General features: G+C 57.8%; 19 protein-coding genes and 3 pseudogenes. 16 read left to right on the top strand and 6 right to left on the bottom strand.

Features of this window, described 5'->3' with window-relative positions; genetic code table 11:
• Nucleotides 1–31 precede the first annotated feature (31 nt).
• A complete protein-coding gene (locus PSQ19_RS19250; protein ID WP_328517711.1) occupies nt 32–637 on the top strand; it encodes a LacI family DNA-binding transcriptional regulator in 606 nt (201 codons plus the stop codon).
• Nucleotides 531–1,100 carry a substrate-binding domain-containing protein gene (locus PSQ19_RS19245; RefSeq protein ID WP_328517785.1) on the top strand — a complete coding sequence of 190 codons (570 nt, stop codon included), beginning with the start codon at nt 531–533 and terminating at the stop codon, nt 1,098–1,100. Before PSQ19_RS19250 ends, PSQ19_RS19245 begins: the two co-directional genes overlap by 107 nt.
• 28 nt (nt 1,101–1,128) lie before the next feature.
• On the opposite strand, the gene PSQ19_RS01135 is transcribed toward PSQ19_RS19245, so the two are convergent.
• From PSQ19_RS01135 to PSQ19_RS01130, 3 genes are read right to left on the bottom strand one after another with little or no spacing between them, the layout of a single operon-like run.
• Entirely contained in the window at nt 1,129–1,566 is a 438-nt protein-coding gene (locus tag PSQ19_RS01135; RefSeq protein ID WP_282219265.1) for a hypothetical protein, read from the bottom strand.
• Nucleotides 1,567–1,574: 8 nt separating this feature from the next.
• The gene (locus tag PSQ19_RS19615) at nt 1,575–1,718 is read right to left on the bottom strand and encodes a helix-turn-helix domain-containing protein (RefSeq protein WP_407649189.1); all 144 of its coding nucleotides are present in this window, start codon (nt 1,716–1,718) and stop codon (nt 1,575–1,577) included.
• Nucleotides 1,651–2,256 (bottom strand): cyclic nucleotide-binding domain-containing protein, encoded by a 606-nt coding sequence (locus PSQ19_RS01130; protein ID WP_282219264.1) that lies wholly within the window; start codon nt 2,254–2,256, stop codon nt 1,651–1,653. Before PSQ19_RS01130 ends, PSQ19_RS19615 begins: the two co-directional genes overlap by 68 nt.
• A gap of 116 nt (nt 2,257–2,372) precedes the next feature.
• On the opposite strand from PSQ19_RS01130, the gene PSQ19_RS01125 reads away from it, so the two are divergent.
• Nucleotides 2,373–3,104 (top strand): response regulator, encoded by a 732-nt coding sequence (locus tag PSQ19_RS01125; RefSeq protein WP_282219263.1) that lies wholly within the window; start codon nt 2,373–2,375, stop codon nt 3,102–3,104.
• Here the strand turns inward: PSQ19_RS01125 and PSQ19_RS01120 are convergent, their stop codons facing one another.
• Complete coding sequence (locus tag PSQ19_RS01120) at nt 3,105–4,763, bottom strand: PAS domain S-box protein (protein ID WP_282219262.1); 1,659 nt, start codon at nt 4,761–4,763, stop codon at nt 3,105–3,107. It abuts the gene before it with no gap.
• 105 nt (nt 4,764–4,868) lie between these two features.
• Here PSQ19_RS01120 and ccoN point away from each other — a divergent pair.
• The 8 genes and pseudogenes from ccoN (at nt 4,869) to ccoS (ending at nt 11,743) form a co-directional block, all read left to right on the top strand.
• Nucleotides 4,869–6,517: pseudogene (ccoN, locus tag PSQ19_RS01115) on the top strand (cytochrome-c oxidase, cbb3-type subunit I).
• 4 nt (nt 6,518–6,521) lie between these two features.
• Nucleotides 6,522–7,253 (top strand): annotated as a pseudogene (gene ccoO / locus PSQ19_RS01110) (cytochrome-c oxidase, cbb3-type subunit II).
• Between the two features lies 1 nt (nt 7,254).
• Nucleotides 7,255–7,428, top strand: a complete 174-nt coding sequence (locus PSQ19_RS01105) for a cbb3-type cytochrome c oxidase subunit 3 (RefSeq protein WP_282219261.1) — start codon at nt 7,255–7,257, stop codon at nt 7,426–7,428.
• Nucleotides 7,419–8,300 carry a cytochrome-c oxidase, cbb3-type subunit III gene (gene ccoP / locus PSQ19_RS01100; protein WP_282219260.1) on the top strand — a complete coding sequence of 294 codons (882 nt, stop codon included), beginning with the start codon at nt 7,419–7,421 and terminating at the stop codon, nt 8,298–8,300. Before PSQ19_RS01105 ends, ccoP begins: the two co-directional genes overlap by 10 nt.
• Nucleotides 8,297–8,500 (top strand): hypothetical protein, encoded by a 204-nt coding sequence (locus PSQ19_RS01095; protein WP_282219259.1) that lies wholly within the window; start codon nt 8,297–8,299, stop codon nt 8,498–8,500. Before ccoP ends, PSQ19_RS01095 begins: the two co-directional genes overlap by 4 nt.
• 24 nt (nt 8,501–8,524) lie before the next feature.
• Nucleotides 8,525–9,322, top strand: a complete 798-nt coding sequence (locus PSQ19_RS01090) for a DUF2189 domain-containing protein (protein WP_282219258.1) — start codon at nt 8,525–8,527, stop codon at nt 9,320–9,322.
• A 3-nt stretch (nt 9,323–9,325) separates the two neighbouring features.
• Nucleotides 9,326–11,573 (top strand): annotated as a pseudogene (locus PSQ19_RS01085) (heavy metal translocating P-type ATPase).
• Nucleotides 11,570–11,743 carry a cbb3-type cytochrome oxidase assembly protein CcoS gene (gene ccoS, locus PSQ19_RS01080; RefSeq protein ID WP_282219257.1) on the top strand — a complete coding sequence of 58 codons (174 nt, stop codon included), beginning with the start codon at nt 11,570–11,572 and terminating at the stop codon, nt 11,741–11,743. Before PSQ19_RS01085 ends, ccoS begins: the two are co-directional and overlap by 4 nt.
• On the opposite strand, the gene PSQ19_RS01075 is transcribed toward ccoS, so the two are convergent.
• Together PSQ19_RS01075 and PSQ19_RS01070 are read right to left on the bottom strand one after the other, a co-directional pair.
• The gene (locus PSQ19_RS01075; protein ID WP_282219256.1) at nt 11,726–12,337 is read right to left on the bottom strand and encodes a CDP-alcohol phosphatidyltransferase family protein; all 612 of its coding nucleotides are present in this window, start codon (nt 12,335–12,337) and stop codon (nt 11,726–11,728) included. The genes ccoS and PSQ19_RS01075 overlap by 18 nt on opposite strands.
• A gap of 90 nt (nt 12,338–12,427) precedes the next feature.
• The gene (locus tag PSQ19_RS01070) at nt 12,428–12,871 is read right to left on the bottom strand and encodes a DUF6789 family protein (protein WP_282219255.1); all 444 of its coding nucleotides are present in this window, start codon (nt 12,869–12,871) and stop codon (nt 12,428–12,430) included.
• Between the two features lie 179 nt (nt 12,872–13,050).
• On the opposite strand from PSQ19_RS01070, the gene PSQ19_RS01065 reads away from it, so the two are divergent.
• The 5 genes from PSQ19_RS01065 to PSQ19_RS01045 all read left to right on the top strand — a co-directional run bounded on the left by PSQ19_RS01065 (nt 13,051) and on the right by PSQ19_RS01045 (nt 17,147).
• Nucleotides 13,051–13,704: an RNA polymerase sigma factor gene (locus PSQ19_RS01065; protein ID WP_282219254.1), complete on the top strand. Its 654-nt coding sequence runs from the start codon at nt 13,051–13,053 to the stop codon at nt 13,702–13,704.
• Between the two features lie 97 nt (nt 13,705–13,801).
• Nucleotides 13,802–14,041 carry a zf-HC2 domain-containing protein gene (locus PSQ19_RS01060; RefSeq protein WP_282219253.1) on the top strand — a complete coding sequence of 80 codons (240 nt, stop codon included), beginning with the start codon at nt 13,802–13,804 and terminating at the stop codon, nt 14,039–14,041.
• Nucleotides 14,042–14,054: 13 nt separating this feature from the next.
• Complete coding sequence (locus tag PSQ19_RS01055; protein WP_282219252.1) at nt 14,055–14,873, top strand: sterol desaturase family protein; 819 nt, start codon at nt 14,055–14,057, stop codon at nt 14,871–14,873.
• Between the two features lie 23 nt (nt 14,874–14,896).
• The gene (locus PSQ19_RS01050) at nt 14,897–15,643 is read left to right on the top strand and encodes a TVP38/TMEM64 family protein (protein WP_282219251.1); all 747 of its coding nucleotides are present in this window, start codon (nt 14,897–14,899) and stop codon (nt 15,641–15,643) included.
• 55 nt (nt 15,644–15,698) lie between these two features.
• Nucleotides 15,699–17,147, top strand: a complete 1,449-nt coding sequence (locus PSQ19_RS01045) for a dihydrolipoyl dehydrogenase family protein (protein ID WP_282219250.1) — start codon at nt 15,699–15,701, stop codon at nt 17,145–17,147.
• Nucleotides 17,148–17,152 lie beyond the last annotated feature (5 nt).

Here is a 17,152-nt window from a genome sequence, read left to right as displayed (position 1 = left end):
ATTCGTTACGTGTTATTTGAGAGAACTTGGCATGAGCCGAATAACAATGGCCAGAATTGCCCAAGAGACTGGCCTGTCTAAATTTGCTGTTTCGCGGGCGCTGTCAGGCAAAAGCGGGGTCAGCGACGAGACCCGGGCTCGCGTTGCGGCCGTCGCCAAATCTCTTGGATTTGAGCGTGCGCCACCCAAAGCGGACGTGCCAAGCATGGGGGTCATCTTTCATGATGCGGACCTGATCAATAGCGAGTTGCACATGCTGATCCAGAGCGGTGTGCAGGCCGAGGCGCACCGAGCCGGATATCGAGTGCAAATGCGGTGGACCCATGAAGCGGGTGAAATCGAAGCGGTAATTGGGGCTAGCCGTGGCGCCATACTGGTCGGTCCGCATGATCAGCAGACGCTGGCGCGCGCATACGCGGTTGGCAAGCCGCTGGTGCGTACCGGATGGCTCGAACCCCTGGAACAGGTTGATCAGGTGTGTGCCACCGACCACGAGGCGGGTTCTGCTGTCGCCAATTTTCTATTGGAGCCTGGGGCACCGCTCGATAGCCTACATTCAGGGAACACCGGGTTATCGCGGGCGTGTCGAACGACATTACGGGGCCCGGGAAGTGTTCGAGCGCCATGGCGATATTGAGTTCAAAAACCTCAAGTTTGATCGCGAGAACCGGTTTCTGGATGTGCTGTCTGCGCTGCATGAGCAAGGCACCGTGCCAACCGTGTTCTTTTGTGCCCACGACGGATTGGCCGTAACGATCATCTCGGAACTGCTGCGATTGGGCTATCACATTCCAGAGGATATATCGGTTATTGGATTTGGCGACTATTCCATTGCCCAGCAAATCTCTCCATCCCTTACAACGGTCAGGACGAACGGGCGCGAAATTGGTGAAAGTTGTGTCCGACTGCTTGAGGATAGAATAAACAATCGCCTGCCAAATCGACCGATCAGACTTCAGATCGCCAATGAACTCATCGTGCGCCAATCCAGCGGGCCGGCCAACCCGGAAGCCGCTCTGCGTCGCAGTCGTGAAAGGCCCCGTTTGTCCGGTGGGCTCAGCGCGAAACCGACCACGAGCGACAAGCCGACGCCGGCCTGAGACGTGGCAGACAATCGCGGGCCAAGTCTCATGACACCACGAGGTCGTGCAGTTGGACACTGGTGGCGGCGGAGTCCAAAAGTGTCTGAATGATACGCGGCGCTGCCGGTGACATGTCGAGCCGGACAAGAAAGACGATTGCGCCTTCGCCCATGGCCAGTCTGAGGTCGCTGGCAGCGGGACCGGTCAGCCAATTGTCAAACCGTGCCCAAGCTGGTGCTAAGGTGTTGGATTTAAGCTGACTATAGGCGCCATCCGGCGTTGGTCCGGTAAACCATTGGTCGGCGATGTGGTCGGGCCAGCAATTTAGCGCATTCCCCTGTTCGAGTGCGGCGGGCGAACGCTCCGCCAGAACAACCAGATCATCGGCAGTAACACCGGTTGCAAGCAGGTGCTCGAGGAGTGGCAAAATATCGTTGGTTTGCCTGAATGTCGACAAGGCGACTCGCGGCTTTGCTACATGCATATTCACCCTCAGTTTCCCGTTTCGCCGTCGCACTGCGCCAGAAATTGCAACCGGGGCATGTCACGGACGATGAAGCCGGTCCGGTCAGGCAGGTCGATGACGCGAAGGGCACGCAGCTTGGTCAAGGTGCGGCTGACTGTTTCGATGGTCAGGCCTAAAAAGTCCGCAATGTCGGCGCGGCACATGGGCAGGGAACGCCGCCCGTCTGATGCAACCGATCTCGTTGCGCCTGGTCATGCTCACCAGAAAGCTGGCAATGCGCTCGACCGCGGTCTTGCGGCACAGCAGAATGGAAAGATCCCGCATGTTGGCAACTTCATCAGCGGCAATTTCAAGCAGCTTTTCACCAAGACCCGGCTGGTCGTGCATGGCTCGTAGCAGCGACGATTTTGGAATGGCCCGCAGGCGCGTGGCCGCGATGGTATCGCAATCAAAGCGATAGTGATCACCATGGCCAAAGCCAACAATGTCGCCAGCGAATGCAAACGAGACAATCTGGCGGCGCCCGTCCGGAAAAATCTTGAAAGCCCGCACGCAGCCGTCGAGCACTTCGTAGAAATGGGTAGCCGGATCGCGCTCCCGGAAAAGCGGCGAATAAGCTGCGAGCGAACGAACACCATTGCTGGCAAAAGCTTCATCTGACCAGATTGGATGATGGTCAGCGCTTGGCTCAATCGTAGAAATCAGCATATTCATATCCCCGAACCGACAATAAAGGCGTCGCGAGGATGACATTCTCATAGTGATGTAAGAGGTATGCGGGCGCGCGGTAAGAAATTGTAACGAAATGTATCCGGATCGAGGCAATGGCAGAGCATCAACATCATATATTGGTGGTTGACGATGACGAGCAAATCCGGCGCTTGCTGCGCAGGTGCCTTGAATCTGAAGGTTATCGAGTCAGTGAGGCGCAAGACCAACCGGGGGTTGAAGCCCACCTTGGGACGGACGTTGATCTGATTACACTCGATCTTGGTCTGGGTCGCACGGATGGCCTGTCGATCGCCCGGACGGTGCGCCAGCGTTCCAATGTTCCCATCATCATGATCACCGGCAAAGGGGACATGATCGACCGCATCGTCGGGTTGGAAGTGGGCGCAGATGATTATATTGCCAAGCCGTTTCACCTGCGCGAAGTCTTGGCACGGGTCCGCTCGGTGTTACGTCGCGCCGCGCCGCTCGACAATGGCACGGCAAAGCAAGCGCCTGGCACGCCCAATCAGGTCCGTTTTGATCAATTCGTCCTGGACCTCGACCGTCGCGAACTGATGGGGCCGGAGGGCCGCGAACGCCAACTGACGAGCGGCGCGTTCGATTTGCTGACAATGTTTGTCCAGCATCCACACCGTGTGCTCAGCCGCGATCAGATCATGGACCTGCTCAAGGGACAGGACTGGGCGCCCAATGACCGCAGTATCGACAATCGGATCGCCCGGTTACGCAAGGTGATAGAGGACGATCCACGTGTGCCACGCCTGCTCAAGACCGTGCGCGGCGCGGGATATAGTTTTACGCCGCACACAATCGAAGCGGGCTGATCAGGGCGCCATTGCATTGCCGATGGCTGCCGCCAATTCAGCCTGCCGATAGGGTTTGCGCAGCACTTTGAGTTGTTCAGCGGCCAGCAGGTCGCCATGGGCCAGAACATCAGCAAAGCCCGATGTCAGGAGCATGCGCACACCGGGATAATTGGCGCGCACATTGGCGCTCAACTCATAGCCGGAGATGCCGCCAGGCATGACCAGATCGGTAAACACCAAATCAATATGAGGCTCGGTTTCCAACAGGATCAGGGCATCTGCGCCACTGGCGGCTTCGAGTACCCGGTAGCCTAGTTGGGTCAGGCGGGACACCGTCAGTTTACGCACGCGCGGGTCGTCCTCGACCGCCAGTATCACCTGACCCCGACCCGGCGTCGCCCGTTCGGGCGTATTGGACATGCCCGTGTCCGCAGCCCGTTGCTGATAGCGCGGCAAGAAAATATTGACGGTCGTGCCGTTGCCCGGTTCGCTCTGGATGCTGGCGTGGCCGCCAGACTGCTTGGCGAAACCATAGATCATTGACAGGCCAAGACCCGTGCCACGGCCCTGCTCTTTAGTGGTAAAGAACGGCTCGAACGCCTTGTCGCGCGTTTCATGGCTCATGCCGGTACCGGTGTCGGAGACGGTAAGGCGCACATAATCGCCCTGGGGCAGACCGTCGAGGTTCATACTCATCGCCTCATCTACACGGACATTGGCAGTCTCGACCAGAAGGCGGCCACCGTCAGGCATGGCATCGCGCGAATTGACGGCGAGATTGACAATGGCGCTTTCGACCTGTGATGGATCGACCCTTGCAGACCACAGGTTGGGACTGAGTGTATTGGACAGATAGATGGTTGCGCCAAGGGTGCGGTGCAGCATCTCTGTCAGTCCGACCACGAAACTGTTCAGATTGACCACTTCGGGCTCAAGGTGTGAACGCCGCGCGAAGGCCAGCAAACGGGCGGTCAGGCGCGCGCCAAGATCGGCGGCCTCCAGCGCCTCGGCGGCAAGTTCGTGCTGGAGCGGGGTTGTCAGCTTGCCTTCAAGCATTTCGAGATTGCCAATGATGACGGTCAGCAGATTGTTGAAATCATGGGCGATACCGCCGGTCAGTTGGCCCATTGATTCCATTTTCTGGGCCTGATGCAGGGCGATTTCAGTGGCTTTGTGGGCCGACAAATCGTGAATGATGCCGGTAAAATGAACCTGTCCGTCCATGGCAAATTCACTGACCGCCAGATGCATGGGAAACAAGGTGCCGTCGCTTCGGCGACCGGTAACTTCGCGCCCCTTGCCAATGATCTTGCGGTTGCCGGTCGCAATATAGTTGGCGATGTAGCTGTCATGCTCGGAATGGTAGGGCTCGGGCATCAGGAAATGTACATTGCGCCCAATGAATGCCGCCTGATCATAGCCGAACAGGCGCGCGGCGGCCGGATTGACCGAATTGATGGCGCCCTTTGAATCAATTGTAATGATAGCATCCACTGCGGATTCCAGAATTGCCTGTAGCTTTTCGGCCTGGCCACGCAAAAATGGTGATGCTGACGTCTGATTTGTCAAAGTTTCTACCACGCGAATTTTGGAGGGGACCCTAGTCCTGGCGCGTGATTGTTTCAAGTTTTGCGGGACTTGGCGGATCAAATTGCGCCTAAAAAAATTCGTTGGCATTAGCGCCTGTCTTTGCGCTGAATCAAAGACTGCGAAAAACTTTTCATTAGGCATGGGTGGCAGCGCGGTGGGCGCGTCCCGTGATAGCCAAAGGATTGGGCAAAGATGATTGCAGACATGACACGGACCGAGCGGACCGGCGCCATGATCATTCTGGGCGGACTGGCACTGGTCGGATTGGCCATGGCGGTTGGTGGACGCAACGACCTGCTGGGCGTTCATGGATGGATGGTGATGATTGCCGGCCTGACTGGATTTGCCGTTATGATCCGCCAGTACGATGCCCCCGAGCCCGACCCCGAACGGCTACAGCATTATTATGATGCGCCGACGCGTGCCGGTATCATCCTGACGCTATTTTGGGGGGTGATTGGCATGTTTGTGGGCCTTTGGGTCGCGACGCTGCTGGCCTATCCCGACCTGACGTTTGACGCGGCATGGGCAAGTTTTGGGCGGTTGCGCCCGGTCCATACCAGTGGCGTCATATTCGGCTTTGGCGGCAATGCGCTGATCGCAACCTCGTTTCACGTATTGCAACGCACGACTCGCGCCCGACTGCCCGACCAGATCAGTCCGTGGTTCGTGCTTCTGGGCTACAATCTTTTCTGCGTAATTGCCGCCAGCGGCTACATGATGGGGCTGACGCAATCCAAGGAATATGCCGAGCCCGAATGGTATGCCGATATCTGGCTGACCATTGTCTGGGTGGTCTATTTCTCAATCTATATCCGGACGCTGATACGTCGCAAGGAGCCGCATATCTATGTGGCCAACTGGTACTATATGGCGTTCATTCTGGTGGTGGCGATGCTGCACATCATCAACAATCTGGCGGTGCCGATTTCGTTGGGCAGCGCCAAGAGCCTACTCGCTATTTTCCGGCGTTCAGGATGCCATGACCCAGTGGTGGTATGGCCATAATGCGGTGGCGTTCTTCCTGACCTCGGGATTTCTCGGCATGATGTATTATTATCTGCCCAAGCGGGCCGGGCGACCGATCTTTTCCTATCGCCTGTCGATCATCAGTTTTTGGGGCATCACCTTCCTATATATGTGGGCCGGCTCGCACCATTTGCACTATACCGCCCTGCCCCAATGGGTGCAGACGCTGGGTATGGCATTTTCGGTGGTGTTGCTGGTGCCATCATGGGCGTCGGCGGGCAATGCGCTGATGACGCTCAACGGGGCCTGGCACAAGGTGCGCGATGACGCGGTGCTGCGGTTCATGGCGCTGGCAGTGATCTTTTACGGCCTGACCACACTGGAAGGCTCGTTCATGGCCATTCAGGCGGTTAATTCGCTGTCTCACTATACTGACTGGACCATCGGGCATGTCCATGCCGGTGCACTGGGGTGGGTTGCCATGATCATCTTTGGTTCGCTCTATGCACTGGTGCCGACAATGTGGAAACGACCACAGGCTCTATTCGGCAAAACTGGTCGAGGTGCATTTCTGGCTCGCCCTCACCGGCACGCTTATCTACGTATTTGCGATGTGGAACTCGGGGGTAACCCAGGGGCTGATGTGGCGCACATATAATGAAAGCGGGGCGCTGACCTATTCGTTCATCGACAGTCTCGTGGCCATGCACCCCTATTATATTGCGCGGGCGATTGGTGGCTTGCTGTTCCTGCTTGGTGCGCTTGTGGCCTCCTACAATATCGCCATGACCATTCGCTCGCCTCTGCCAGAGACCAGCGATGACGCAGGGCAGGATTTACCTGCCCAACCAGCCCTGCAAGCCGGAGAATAAGCCAATGTTCGGCCTACACTACAATCTTGAACGCAATGCCATCGGACTGGTACTGGCCATCGTGGTGGTTGCTGGTATTGGCGGCTTCATTGAGATTGCTCCGCTTTTCACCATTGATGAAACAGTTGAACAAGACGCCGACATGCGGGTTTACACCCCGCTCGAGGTGGCGGGCCGCAATATCTACATCCGCGAGGGATGCTATGCGTGTCACTCGCAGATGATCCGCACCCTGCGCGATGATGTGGACCGCTATGGCCCCTATTCGCTGGCGGTGGAAAGCCAATATGACCACCCCATGCTCTGGGGGTCCAAGCGCACCGGGCCGGATCTGGCCCGCGTCGGCGACAAATATTCGGACGCCTGGAATACAGCGCATCTCTACAATCCCCGCGATCTGGTACCGGAATCCAAAATGCCGGCCTATCGCTGGTTGCTGCGCAATGAGCCTGAGAACCGACGATCTGGGGCTGCATCTGGCGGCGCTGCGCAAGGTTGGTGTGCCCTATAGCGATGAGATGATCGCCAATGCCTCGATCGATGCGTTTGCTCAGGCCAATCCGGACACCGAGGGGGCGTCGGGCGTGGCGGAGCGCTATGGCGATGCCACCAATATCCGCATGTTTGACGGCGATGGCGCACGGCTGACCGAAATGGATGCGCTGGTCGCCTATTTGCAGATTCTGGCAAAATGACTGACGCCGCCCAACAACCCGACTTGCCGGAGGCCAATTAATATGCCGTTTGATCACGACACGCTGGTTGGTTTTTCCAAGTCCTTTGGACTGTTCTATCTGATCGCGATGAGTATTGGGGTGCTGATTTATACCTTCTGGCCGTCCAACCAGAAGCGATTTCAGCAGGCTGCCAAAGACGCCATCTCGAATGAGGATGACAAGCCATGGCACTAAGTGAGCGCGACAAAGTCTCGGGTCATATGACGACGGGCCATGAGTGGAACGGGATCAAGGAACTCAATACGCCGGTACCCCGGATTGTCTATTTCTTCTTGATCACCACGACGGTGTTTGCCGTGGTCTGGACCATTTTAATGCCGAGTTGGCCGGGCGTGACTGGCTATTTTCGCGGGCTTCTAGGCGCGGACCAGCGAACCGCCGTCAAGCTGAGTGTTGCGGAAGGGGCAGCGGAGCGCGCCAGTTGGACCAACGCCATTCTCGACGAGGATTTTGCCACCATTCAGGCCGACCCGGCATTGATGGAGACGGTACGGGAGACGGGCAAGACCCTGTTTGTGGACAATTGCGCGGGTTGCCACGGCGCCGAGGGTTTGGGTAATCCGGGCTTTCCCAATATTGCACAGGCACCCACGATGTGGGGCGGCGATCCGGCAACCATAATGGAAACAATCCGGGTTGGTATCAATGCGAGCCATGACGAGACGCGCTATGGGCAAATGCTGGCTTTTGGCCGCGATCAAATGCTCGATCTTGGTGATGTCGACAAGGTCGTGACCTATGTGCAGTCGTTGAGCGATCCCGCCATTGCCACGCCCGACAATACCGATGAGATCAGCGAAGGCGCCACCATTTTTGCCGACAATTGTGCCGCGTGCCATGGCGAAACCGGCGCGGGCATGCTGGACACTGGCGCGCCGAACCTGAGGGATCAGTATTGGACCTATGGCGGTGACCGCGCCTCCCTTCGTCACTCCATATATTTTGGGCGCCAAGGATTGATGCCAACATGGGAAGGGCGGCTAACTCCGGCCTATATCAAACTTTTGGCGCTTTATGTGGCCGACATGCGAACGGCCGCCAAATGAGCGGTGGTACCATCGGCACACGGCGGTCGACCCGGCTAGGCATGGTCCTTGTGGCCCTGCTGGTGGCTGGCGGATTCTTGGTCGTGGCAGGCAACACTCAACTATTTTATGCCGCGTTCATCTCAAAGCCGCAATGCGTTGACCATCTCAAGACCAAAGGCCCTTCGGGCACCTATCAGGCGGCAAAACCGGCCTGCTGACCGAAACAGATATGGACACTATCCATGGCAAAGCAATTCGTGCAAATACCGGCCACCGTTCCACCGCTTCCCAGAATGGTCGATCATCGTCGGGACCTGCCCCTGGGTTCAGCGTTCGTCTGGCTCGGCGCGGGATGGCGGGACTTGATGGTCAATCCGATGCCCAGCCTGATTTACGGGCTTGGTGTCGCCTTTCTCTCGGCCATCATCCTATGGGCGATGAGCCTGATGGGTTGGGAACAGGTTCTGTTTCCCGCCCTTGCCGGTTTCTTGATCGTAGCGCCGCTGCTGGCAACCGGACTGTACGAGAAAAGTCGACGGCTAGAGGCAGGCGAATCGGTGTCGCTTGGCGTCATGCTGTTTCCCAAGCGCGGTGGCGGCCAGCACCTGCTTTATGTCGGCGCCATTCTGGGGTTGCTGATGATGGTCTGGATGCGGGCAGCAGTATTGCTTTATGCGCTGTTTTTCGGGCTGCATCCATTTCCGGGGTTCGATCACATTCTCGAATTGCTGTTCAAGACACCAACGGGCATAGCCCTGCTGATTACCGGAACACTGGTTGGCGGCTTGTTTGCCGCATTTGCCTTCGCCATCAGCGCCCTGTCGATCCCCATGATGCTGGACAAGCGCATGGACGCTTTTTCTGCCATGGCGACCAGCATGTCGATGGTATGGAACAATCTGTCGGCCATGCTGGTGTGGGCCATTATCGTGCTGGTGCTGACCCTAGTGAGCCTTGGCACCGCACTGGTCGGACTTATCGTGATTTTCCCCCTGTTGGGCCATGCCACCTGGCACGCCTATGTGAGCACCCGGCGGTAGAGAATGAGTTGCTGCGTGCCCCCGGCCGAAATGGTTGACGCAGTGGGAACACAAATGCCCACCGCAGCATTTGACGGCGAACTGGTGCTGGCGAGCCGGGAATTGCCGGGCGGGTTGAGGCAGACCGACCTGTCGGTGCCCGGCATTCACTGCGGCAATTGCGTGCGCTCGATCGAAAAAGCGCTAAATGGCCTTGATGGCGTTGAAAACGCGCGGGTTAATCTGTCGACCAAGCGCGTCGGCGTGCGCTGGCGCGGTGAGCAGTCGCCGCCACCGCTGATCGAGACCCTCACCAATCTGGGCTTTGATTCGCACCTGTATGATAATGGCGTTGAGCCGCGCGATACGGTGCTGACCGGCCTGATCAGGGCCCTTGCTGTTGCGGGCTTTGCGGCGATGAATATCATGATGCTGGCTGGTTCGGTCTGGGCCGGCGCCGACCCGGCAACGCGCGATTTGTTGCACTGGATTTGCGCCGGACTGGCGTTGCCAACTCTGCTTTATTCGGGGCGCATTTTTTATAGCTCGGCCTGGAACGCGCTTCGCCACGGACGCACCAACATGGATGTACCGATCAGTATTGGCATCACGCTGGCATTTTTGCTGAGCCTTTATGATACCACCCAGTCGGGTGAACAGGTCTATTTCGACGCCAGCGTCTCACTGGTGTTTTTCCTGTTGATCGGACGCACGCTAGATCATTTGATGCGCGAGAGGGCGCGCACGGCGGTCAAGGGACTGGCGCGAATGGCGCCACGTGGTGCGCTGGTAATCCAGCCTGACGGTGCGCGCGAATATCTGCCGGTTGGCGAAATCGAGCCGGGCACGATGATCTTCTTGGCGGCGGGCGAGCGCGTACCTGTCGACGCTGTTGTCATTTCGGGCGCCTCGGTCCTTGATCGCAGTCTGGTCAGCGGCGAAAGTGTACCAGTTGCCGTGGGGCCAGATGCGCGGCTAGAGGCAGGCACCATCAATCTGACCGGCCCGTTGACCATCCGTGCCGTCGCTGCCGAACAGGATTCGACATTGGCCGCTATGATCCGCCTGATGGAAGTGGCAGAGGGCGGACGCAGCCAGTATCGACGCCTCGCCGACAGGGCCGCGGCGCTCTATTCCCCGGTTGTACATCTGACGGCGCTTGCTACCTTTATTGGCTGGATGACGCTGGCAGGTGATTTGCACCAGTCCGCAACCATTGCCATTTCGGTCCTGATCATCACCTGCCCCTGCGCCCTGGGACTGGCGGTGCCGATGGTGCAAATGGTTGCCGCGCGCCGGTTGTTTGCCGCCGGGATTATGGTCAAGGACGGCTCGGCGCTGGAGCGGCTGGTCGAGATCGATACGGTGGCGTTTGACAAGACCGGCACGCTGACCTCGGGAACACCCCAATTGACCAATATCGCCGACATTGAGCCTGCGCATCTGGCTCTGGCGGCGGCGATGGCAAGTCATTCGCGTCATCCCTATTCGTTGGCGATTGCCCGGCACCGGGGCACAGAGGCGGTCGAGCCTGACCGATATCAGGGAAGTTTCGGGGTCCGGGATGGAAGCGCGTCAGGGCATGCAACGTTACCGTTTGGGGCGTGCCGACTGGGCGCTGACCGATAATGATGGCGCGGGCGGCACCGTTTTAAGTCGTGATGGCGTATTGCTGGCAGTGTTCGACTTTGCCGACAGCCTCCGCCCCGGGGCGAAACTGGCAATAGCGGCACTTGCCAAACAGGGCTTGTCACTTGAAATCCTCTCCGGCGATCAACCCGCCATGGTTGCGGCAATCGCGAGCGATTTGAACATCACCAGCCATGCTGGTGCCATGCTTCCGGCAGAAAAGTCGGCGCGGATCGCAGCGCTGGCGGCGGCCGGACACAAGACCCTAATGGTTGGGGACGGCTTAAACGACGCGCCAGCGCTGGTTGCCGCCCATGTGTCGATGGCGCCGGGTAGTGCCATGGATGTCGGCCGCAACGCCGCCGATTTCGTGTTTTTGCACCAAAACCTAGCGGCTGTGCCGCAGGCAATTGCCGTGGCGCGGCAGGCGCAGCGTCTGGTGCAGCAAAATTTTGCTCTGGCAATCCTTTATAACGCTATCGCCCTGCCGATTGCCATTTCAGGTCATGTCAGCCCATTCATCGCCGCCATTGCGATGTCGGGCTCATCCATCGTGGTGGTGTTGAATGCCTTGCGATTGAGCCGTGGTGGTCGGGACAAGGCTGCTGTGGCAACGGTCCGGCCCGCCGGGGCGGTGACATGAGTAGTCTGTATTTTCTGATCCCGATTTCGATCCTGTCGGGCGCTGCGGCGTTGGCGATTTTTTTCTGGTCGCTCCGCAATGGCCAGTATGAGGATCTGGATGGGGCCGCAGAGCGCATTTTGGACGAGGATGACGACCCCTTGCCCGATCGGTCACGGCATGGAGAATGATCTCCAGCCCCACCACCAGCGGGTTAGCGTGGTAATCAGCGCCAGCACCGCAAAGATCGTGGCCAACAGGACAAAGGCTTGCGGGACGACGCAAATCAGGGCGAACAACATTATTGTTTCAGCGCCTTCGGTAATGCCGCCTAGATAATACAGTCCCTTTTTGGGCATGCTGAGAGATTTCAATCCCCGCCGCTCGGCAATTATGGCAAAGGCAAGAAAGCTGGTGCCGGTGCCGATAAATGACAGTAGCAGGAACGCGCCCGCCAAGCCGTTGGCGACCGGGTCCGCCAGCACAAAGGCGAACGGAATGGCGGCATAAAAGAAGAAATCGAGCGCAATATCGAGAAAGGCGCCGCGATCGGTGGGGCCGCGCTGGCGCGCGATTGCCCCATCCAGACCGTCCATGAGCCGATTAAGGGCAATAAAAACCAGTCCAAGCCAATAATGGTGCAGGGCAATGGCCGGGACCGCCAGCAAGCCAACCGCAAAACCGGTGATGGTAACGCCATTGGCGGTTGCACCGAGCCGGGCCAAAAGACGCGCTGGAACAGCGAGTACACGCTCTTGCGGGGGGATCAGAACGCTATCAAACATGCTCGTTCGCTTCCTTTTGTCGCCTATGTCAGGGACTTTGGACTACGGGTCCGCCAATTGCGGACCCGCATCACATGGACTGTGGGCGTATTAGGCCGCTGCGGCATTGCTGTTGCTGTGAGCCATAGCATGAAAGACCAGACCAAGCACCGCGCCGTAAATCAGGTGCAATATCAGCGTCATGACCGGGGCCATCATGCCCATATTCATGCCGAACAGACCGGCGCCTGCCATTGGCATTATCAGAATCATCATCAGCAACCAGGCACCAGCACCAAAAATCATGCCGCTGACGGCGGGGCTGCCGGGTATCCTGTCACGAATGAGAGCGTAAGCACCGCCCCAGACTATGCTACCGATAATGAAATGCATCAGCCAGCCGAACAGGATCGATGGCAGACCGAGCATGTTGGTGAGCATGGCCGCTACATCCAACTCAGGCATCAGCCCCATCATGGATTTCATGACCATGAGGGCAGACAATACGACCGTCGCAGCAAAGCCTGCGACAACGCCTTTGTATATCACTGACATTTTTGTCTCCTTGCTTAAATTACCTATGCTTTAAGCTGGCACAGGGGTTGCCTGTCCAACGTGGCAGTGCAGTTATGTCTATTGGCGGCGTGCGGCGTTACACATCAATGATTTCAATGCTGTCGCTGACGGCGGATGCGCGTGCCGCGAAGCGAATCGTGGAACCTATCGGGACGTAGATGAAACGCCATAAACCAAATGCCGAAATGAGCGATGAGCTACTTGTCGTTGCTCTTAAGAAAGGCGATGAGGCCGCGTTCCGGCAAATTTTTGCGCGCGAGAACGCGGCATTGCTGGCGTTTGCCCGCAATTTCGTGCGGGAAAGCGCGGCCGCCGAGGAAGCGGTGCAGGATACCTGGGTTGCGGTCATCGGGGGCATCGGGCGTTTCGAGGGGCGCTCAACGCTTAGAAGCTGGATTTTTTCTGTACTGGCCAATATTGCCCGAACCAAGGCCAAGCGCGATGGTCGGATATTGTCGTTTTCCGATATGGGGTTCAATGACCCGGCGGTTGATCCGGACCGGTTCAGCGGCGATGGCACCTGGCTATCGCCTCCGGGCCGCTGGTCCGAAATCAATCCCGAACGCATTGTGGGCGGGCGCCAGCTGTTTGCCCATGCCATGGTGGTTATGGAAGAATTGCCGCCCAATCAGCGCGCCGTGGTGCAATTGCGCGACATTGAAGGGCTGAGTGCGCCCGACGCGTGCGATATTTTGGGCATCACCGAGGCCAACCAACGCATCCTACTGCATCGCGGCCGCTCGAAAATTCGCGCTGCCATCGAAGTGCTGATGGACCCCGACAGTGGCGGACAGGTCGGCCCGGCGAAATAGGAACTCGGGGACGTGTAACAAAACCGCCCGAGAACAAACTAACCAAGTGTCACAGGCCGGACGATATGTTGGCCCGAGGCAATTGCAGGAGAAGAAAATGCTCACATGTCGAGAGATTGGCGAACGCGCCAGCGACTATCTTGATAACGATATGAACTGGCGTAACCGCGTATCGGTACGGCTGCATCTGATGATGTGCAAGCATTGCCGCGCCTATGTGGATCAACTCGCCAAAACAGTGCAGTTGCTGCGGAATGGCATTTTTACCGGCGACGCAAGCGAACCCGATGCCGAACTGATCGCGCTATTGGCAACACGCCCAGACGAAACTAAATGAGCATGGTGGCGGCATGAATGCTCTCGAGTTGCCCCTACCCGAACCGGTCATCCGCCTCGGCTCTTTCCTGATCATTTTTGGTATACTTGCCGTCTTCGAATTGACGTCGCCACGGCTCGAGCGGCCCGAAATGATCGCCGCGCTTAAATCGCGGCGTTGGTTCACTAATGTTTCGGTGCTGGTACTGTCCTCTATCAGCCTGCGGATCATTTTTCCCGTCGCGGCGGTTGGCACCGCGCTATGGGCGGAAACGCAAGGGTGGGGACTGTTAAATCAGTTGGCCGTACCGGGGTGGCTGGCGGGGATCGTGGCCATTATTGTGCTGGATTTTGCGGTGTGGCTCGAGCATGTGCTGAGCCACAAACTGCCCTGGCTCTGGCGCATTCACCGCATGCATCATTCCGATACCGGATTTGACGTGACTACCGCCCTGCGCTTCCATCCACTCGAAATCGTGCTTTCGATGTTTTGGAAAGCGGCGATCGTCATTTCGCTTGGTGCGCCAGCTTGGTCAGTCCTGGTATTTGAAGTGGTGCTCAATGGCACTGCCATGTTCAACCACTCCAATGTGTCCATTCCCCAGTGGGCAGATCGCCTCTTGCGCAAATTCATCGTTACGCCAGACATGCATCGTGTGCACCATTCCAGTACACCTATGGAGACCGACAGCAATTACGGGTTCAACCTATCAATCTGGGATCGGTGGTTTTCGACCTACACCGCTCAACCGGCAGCGGGGCATGACGGCATGGAAATCGGTCTAAAAGCCTATCGCGGCAAGGCACCGTCGGGTCTTTGGTGGATACTCAAACTGCCGTTCGCCAAGCGCTAGACGCGCCTTCAAGGAAAAATTTCATGGCCGAGAACGCGACTAAACCAGCCGGGCGCCGACTCCTGCGCTTTCTGCCGTTCGGTATTCTGGCGGGCATATTGATCGTTGGACTGCTGCTGGGATGGCAGCATTACTTCACGCTCGATTATCTCGCCGAAATCCGTACCACCATCAAATCCTTTGCCGCCGAACAGGGCATAGTTGCCGTATTGAGCTATGTGCTGGCCTATGGCATCGCCGTAGCGGTGGCATTTCCCGCAACATGGCTGCTGACGCTGATTGGCGGTTTCATTTATGGTTGGCTGTTTGGCGGGCTGATGGCGGCGGTTGGCGCCACGATAGGTGCAACCGTGTTGTTCTGGGCGGCGCGCACTGCCTTTGGCGACGGACTGCGAGAGCGTGCCAAGGGAACGGCAAACAAAATGGCGAGCGGGTTCGAGGGCAATGCCTTCAGCTACCTTTTGGCAATGCGCCTCCTGCCGATCCTGCCCTTTGCGCTGGTCAATATTGTGCCCGCTCTGTTCAAAATTCCGACCGGCATCTATGTGGCCGCCACATTTTTAGGCATTTTACCCGGTGTATTCATCTATGCCTATCTCGGCCAGGGCATCGAGGGGGTTTTATCGGTGGCGGCTGAAAGCGGCACGACGGTTGGGCTGGGCGATCTGGTCACGCCCGAGATAACGCTGGGGCTCATGGGGATGGCGCTACTGGCCTGCGTCGCACCGGTCTACAAGTTCATCCGCTCACGAAAGCAGCCCGCCAGCTAGTCACCGACTCCAGATCAACGCGCTGCATCACCGCCCCAGTCAAACAGGTTTTTCTATGTCAAATGCTACTTCGCATGCCCCAACCATAGAATGCGATCTTTGCATTATCGGTGGTGGATCAGCCGGTCTCACCGCCGCCGCCGGTGCCGCTCAGCTTGGCGCCAAGGTGGTGCTGATCGAAAGCGGCGAAATGGGTGGCGATTGCCTTAATACCGGTTGCGTGCCGTCGAAATCATTGATTGCCGCCGCCCATATGGCTCATGGTTTTACTGCTGGCCTGAAAATGGGTGTCGGCGAGGGCATCGCGCCGCGCATCGACTTTCAGGCGGTGCACGACCATATTCACGGGGTCATCGGCCAGATAGCACCGCACGACAGTGTTGAGCGTTTTGAATCACTTGGCGTGCAGGTTCTCAAGGAACGCGCGAAGTTTACGGGGCCGGACGAATTGGTGGCGGGTCCCCATACCGTCAAGGCCCGCCGCTTTGTGGTAGCGACCGGGTCGCGGGCGGTAGTGCCCCCGGTGCCGGGGTTGCGCGAGATGGAGCCGCTGACCAATGAAACCGTGTTTGATATCACTGAGCAGCCCGAACATTTGCTCATTGTAGGTGGTGGTCCTATCGGGCTTGAAATGGCACAGGCATTTATGCGGCTCGGCTCCAAAGTCACCGTGGTTGATGTTGCCGAAATCTTGCCGCGAGACGAGCCCGAGGCGGCGACGCTGGCCCGCAAGCTATTGCAGGACGACGGGATCACGCTGTTCGAGAACGCAAAACTCGTCGATCCCAAACGGACGGCATCAGGGATAGTGGCAAGCGTTGAGGTAAATGGCGACAAGCATGAGCTTGCAGCATCCCAAATTCTGGTTGCGGCAGGGCGCGCTGCCAATGTCAATGATATCGGGCTCGATGCGGCGGGCGTGGATTTTTCCCCCAAAGGCATCAATGTTGATCGTCGGTTGCGCACCAGCAATCGCAAGATCTTTGCTATTGGCGACGTGGCGGGCGGGCCGCAATTCACCCATATTGCTGGTTATCACGCCGGTATTGTGATTCGTAATGCGCTGTTTGGCCTTCCAGCCAAGGTGGACTATGCCGCCCTGCCCTGGGTGACCTATCTCGATCCTGAAATTGCCCATGTGGGTCTGGTGGAGTCCGAAGCGCGAAAGCAGCACGAGGACGTCCAGACCCTTGTTGAGCATTTTGCCGAGAATGACCGTGCCCAGACCGAGAAGCGGGTCGAGGGCTTTATCAAGCTGGTGCTGACCAATCGGGGCAAGGTGGTGGGCGCGACAATCGTCGCTCCCCATGCGGGCGAACTCATTGGCCTTTGGGGGCTGGTAATCTCGGGTAAATTGTCATTGTCCGCCGTGGCGGGCATGATTGCGCCCTACCCCACCATGGCCGAAATTTCAAAACGTGCGGCTGGCAGCTACTATAAGCCCAAACTTTTCAGTCCGTTGACTCAGAATTTTGTCAAACTGATTCAACGCTGGCTACCGTGAAATTG

The organism is Devosia algicola (assembly GCF_028816455.1).
In the GTDB taxonomy this organism is placed as follows: domain Bacteria; phylum Pseudomonadota; class Alphaproteobacteria; order Rhizobiales; family Devosiaceae; genus Devosia; species Devosia algicola.
Note: the sequence above shows the minus strand (reverse complement) of the source record. Positions and strands in the feature narration are given on the sequence as shown.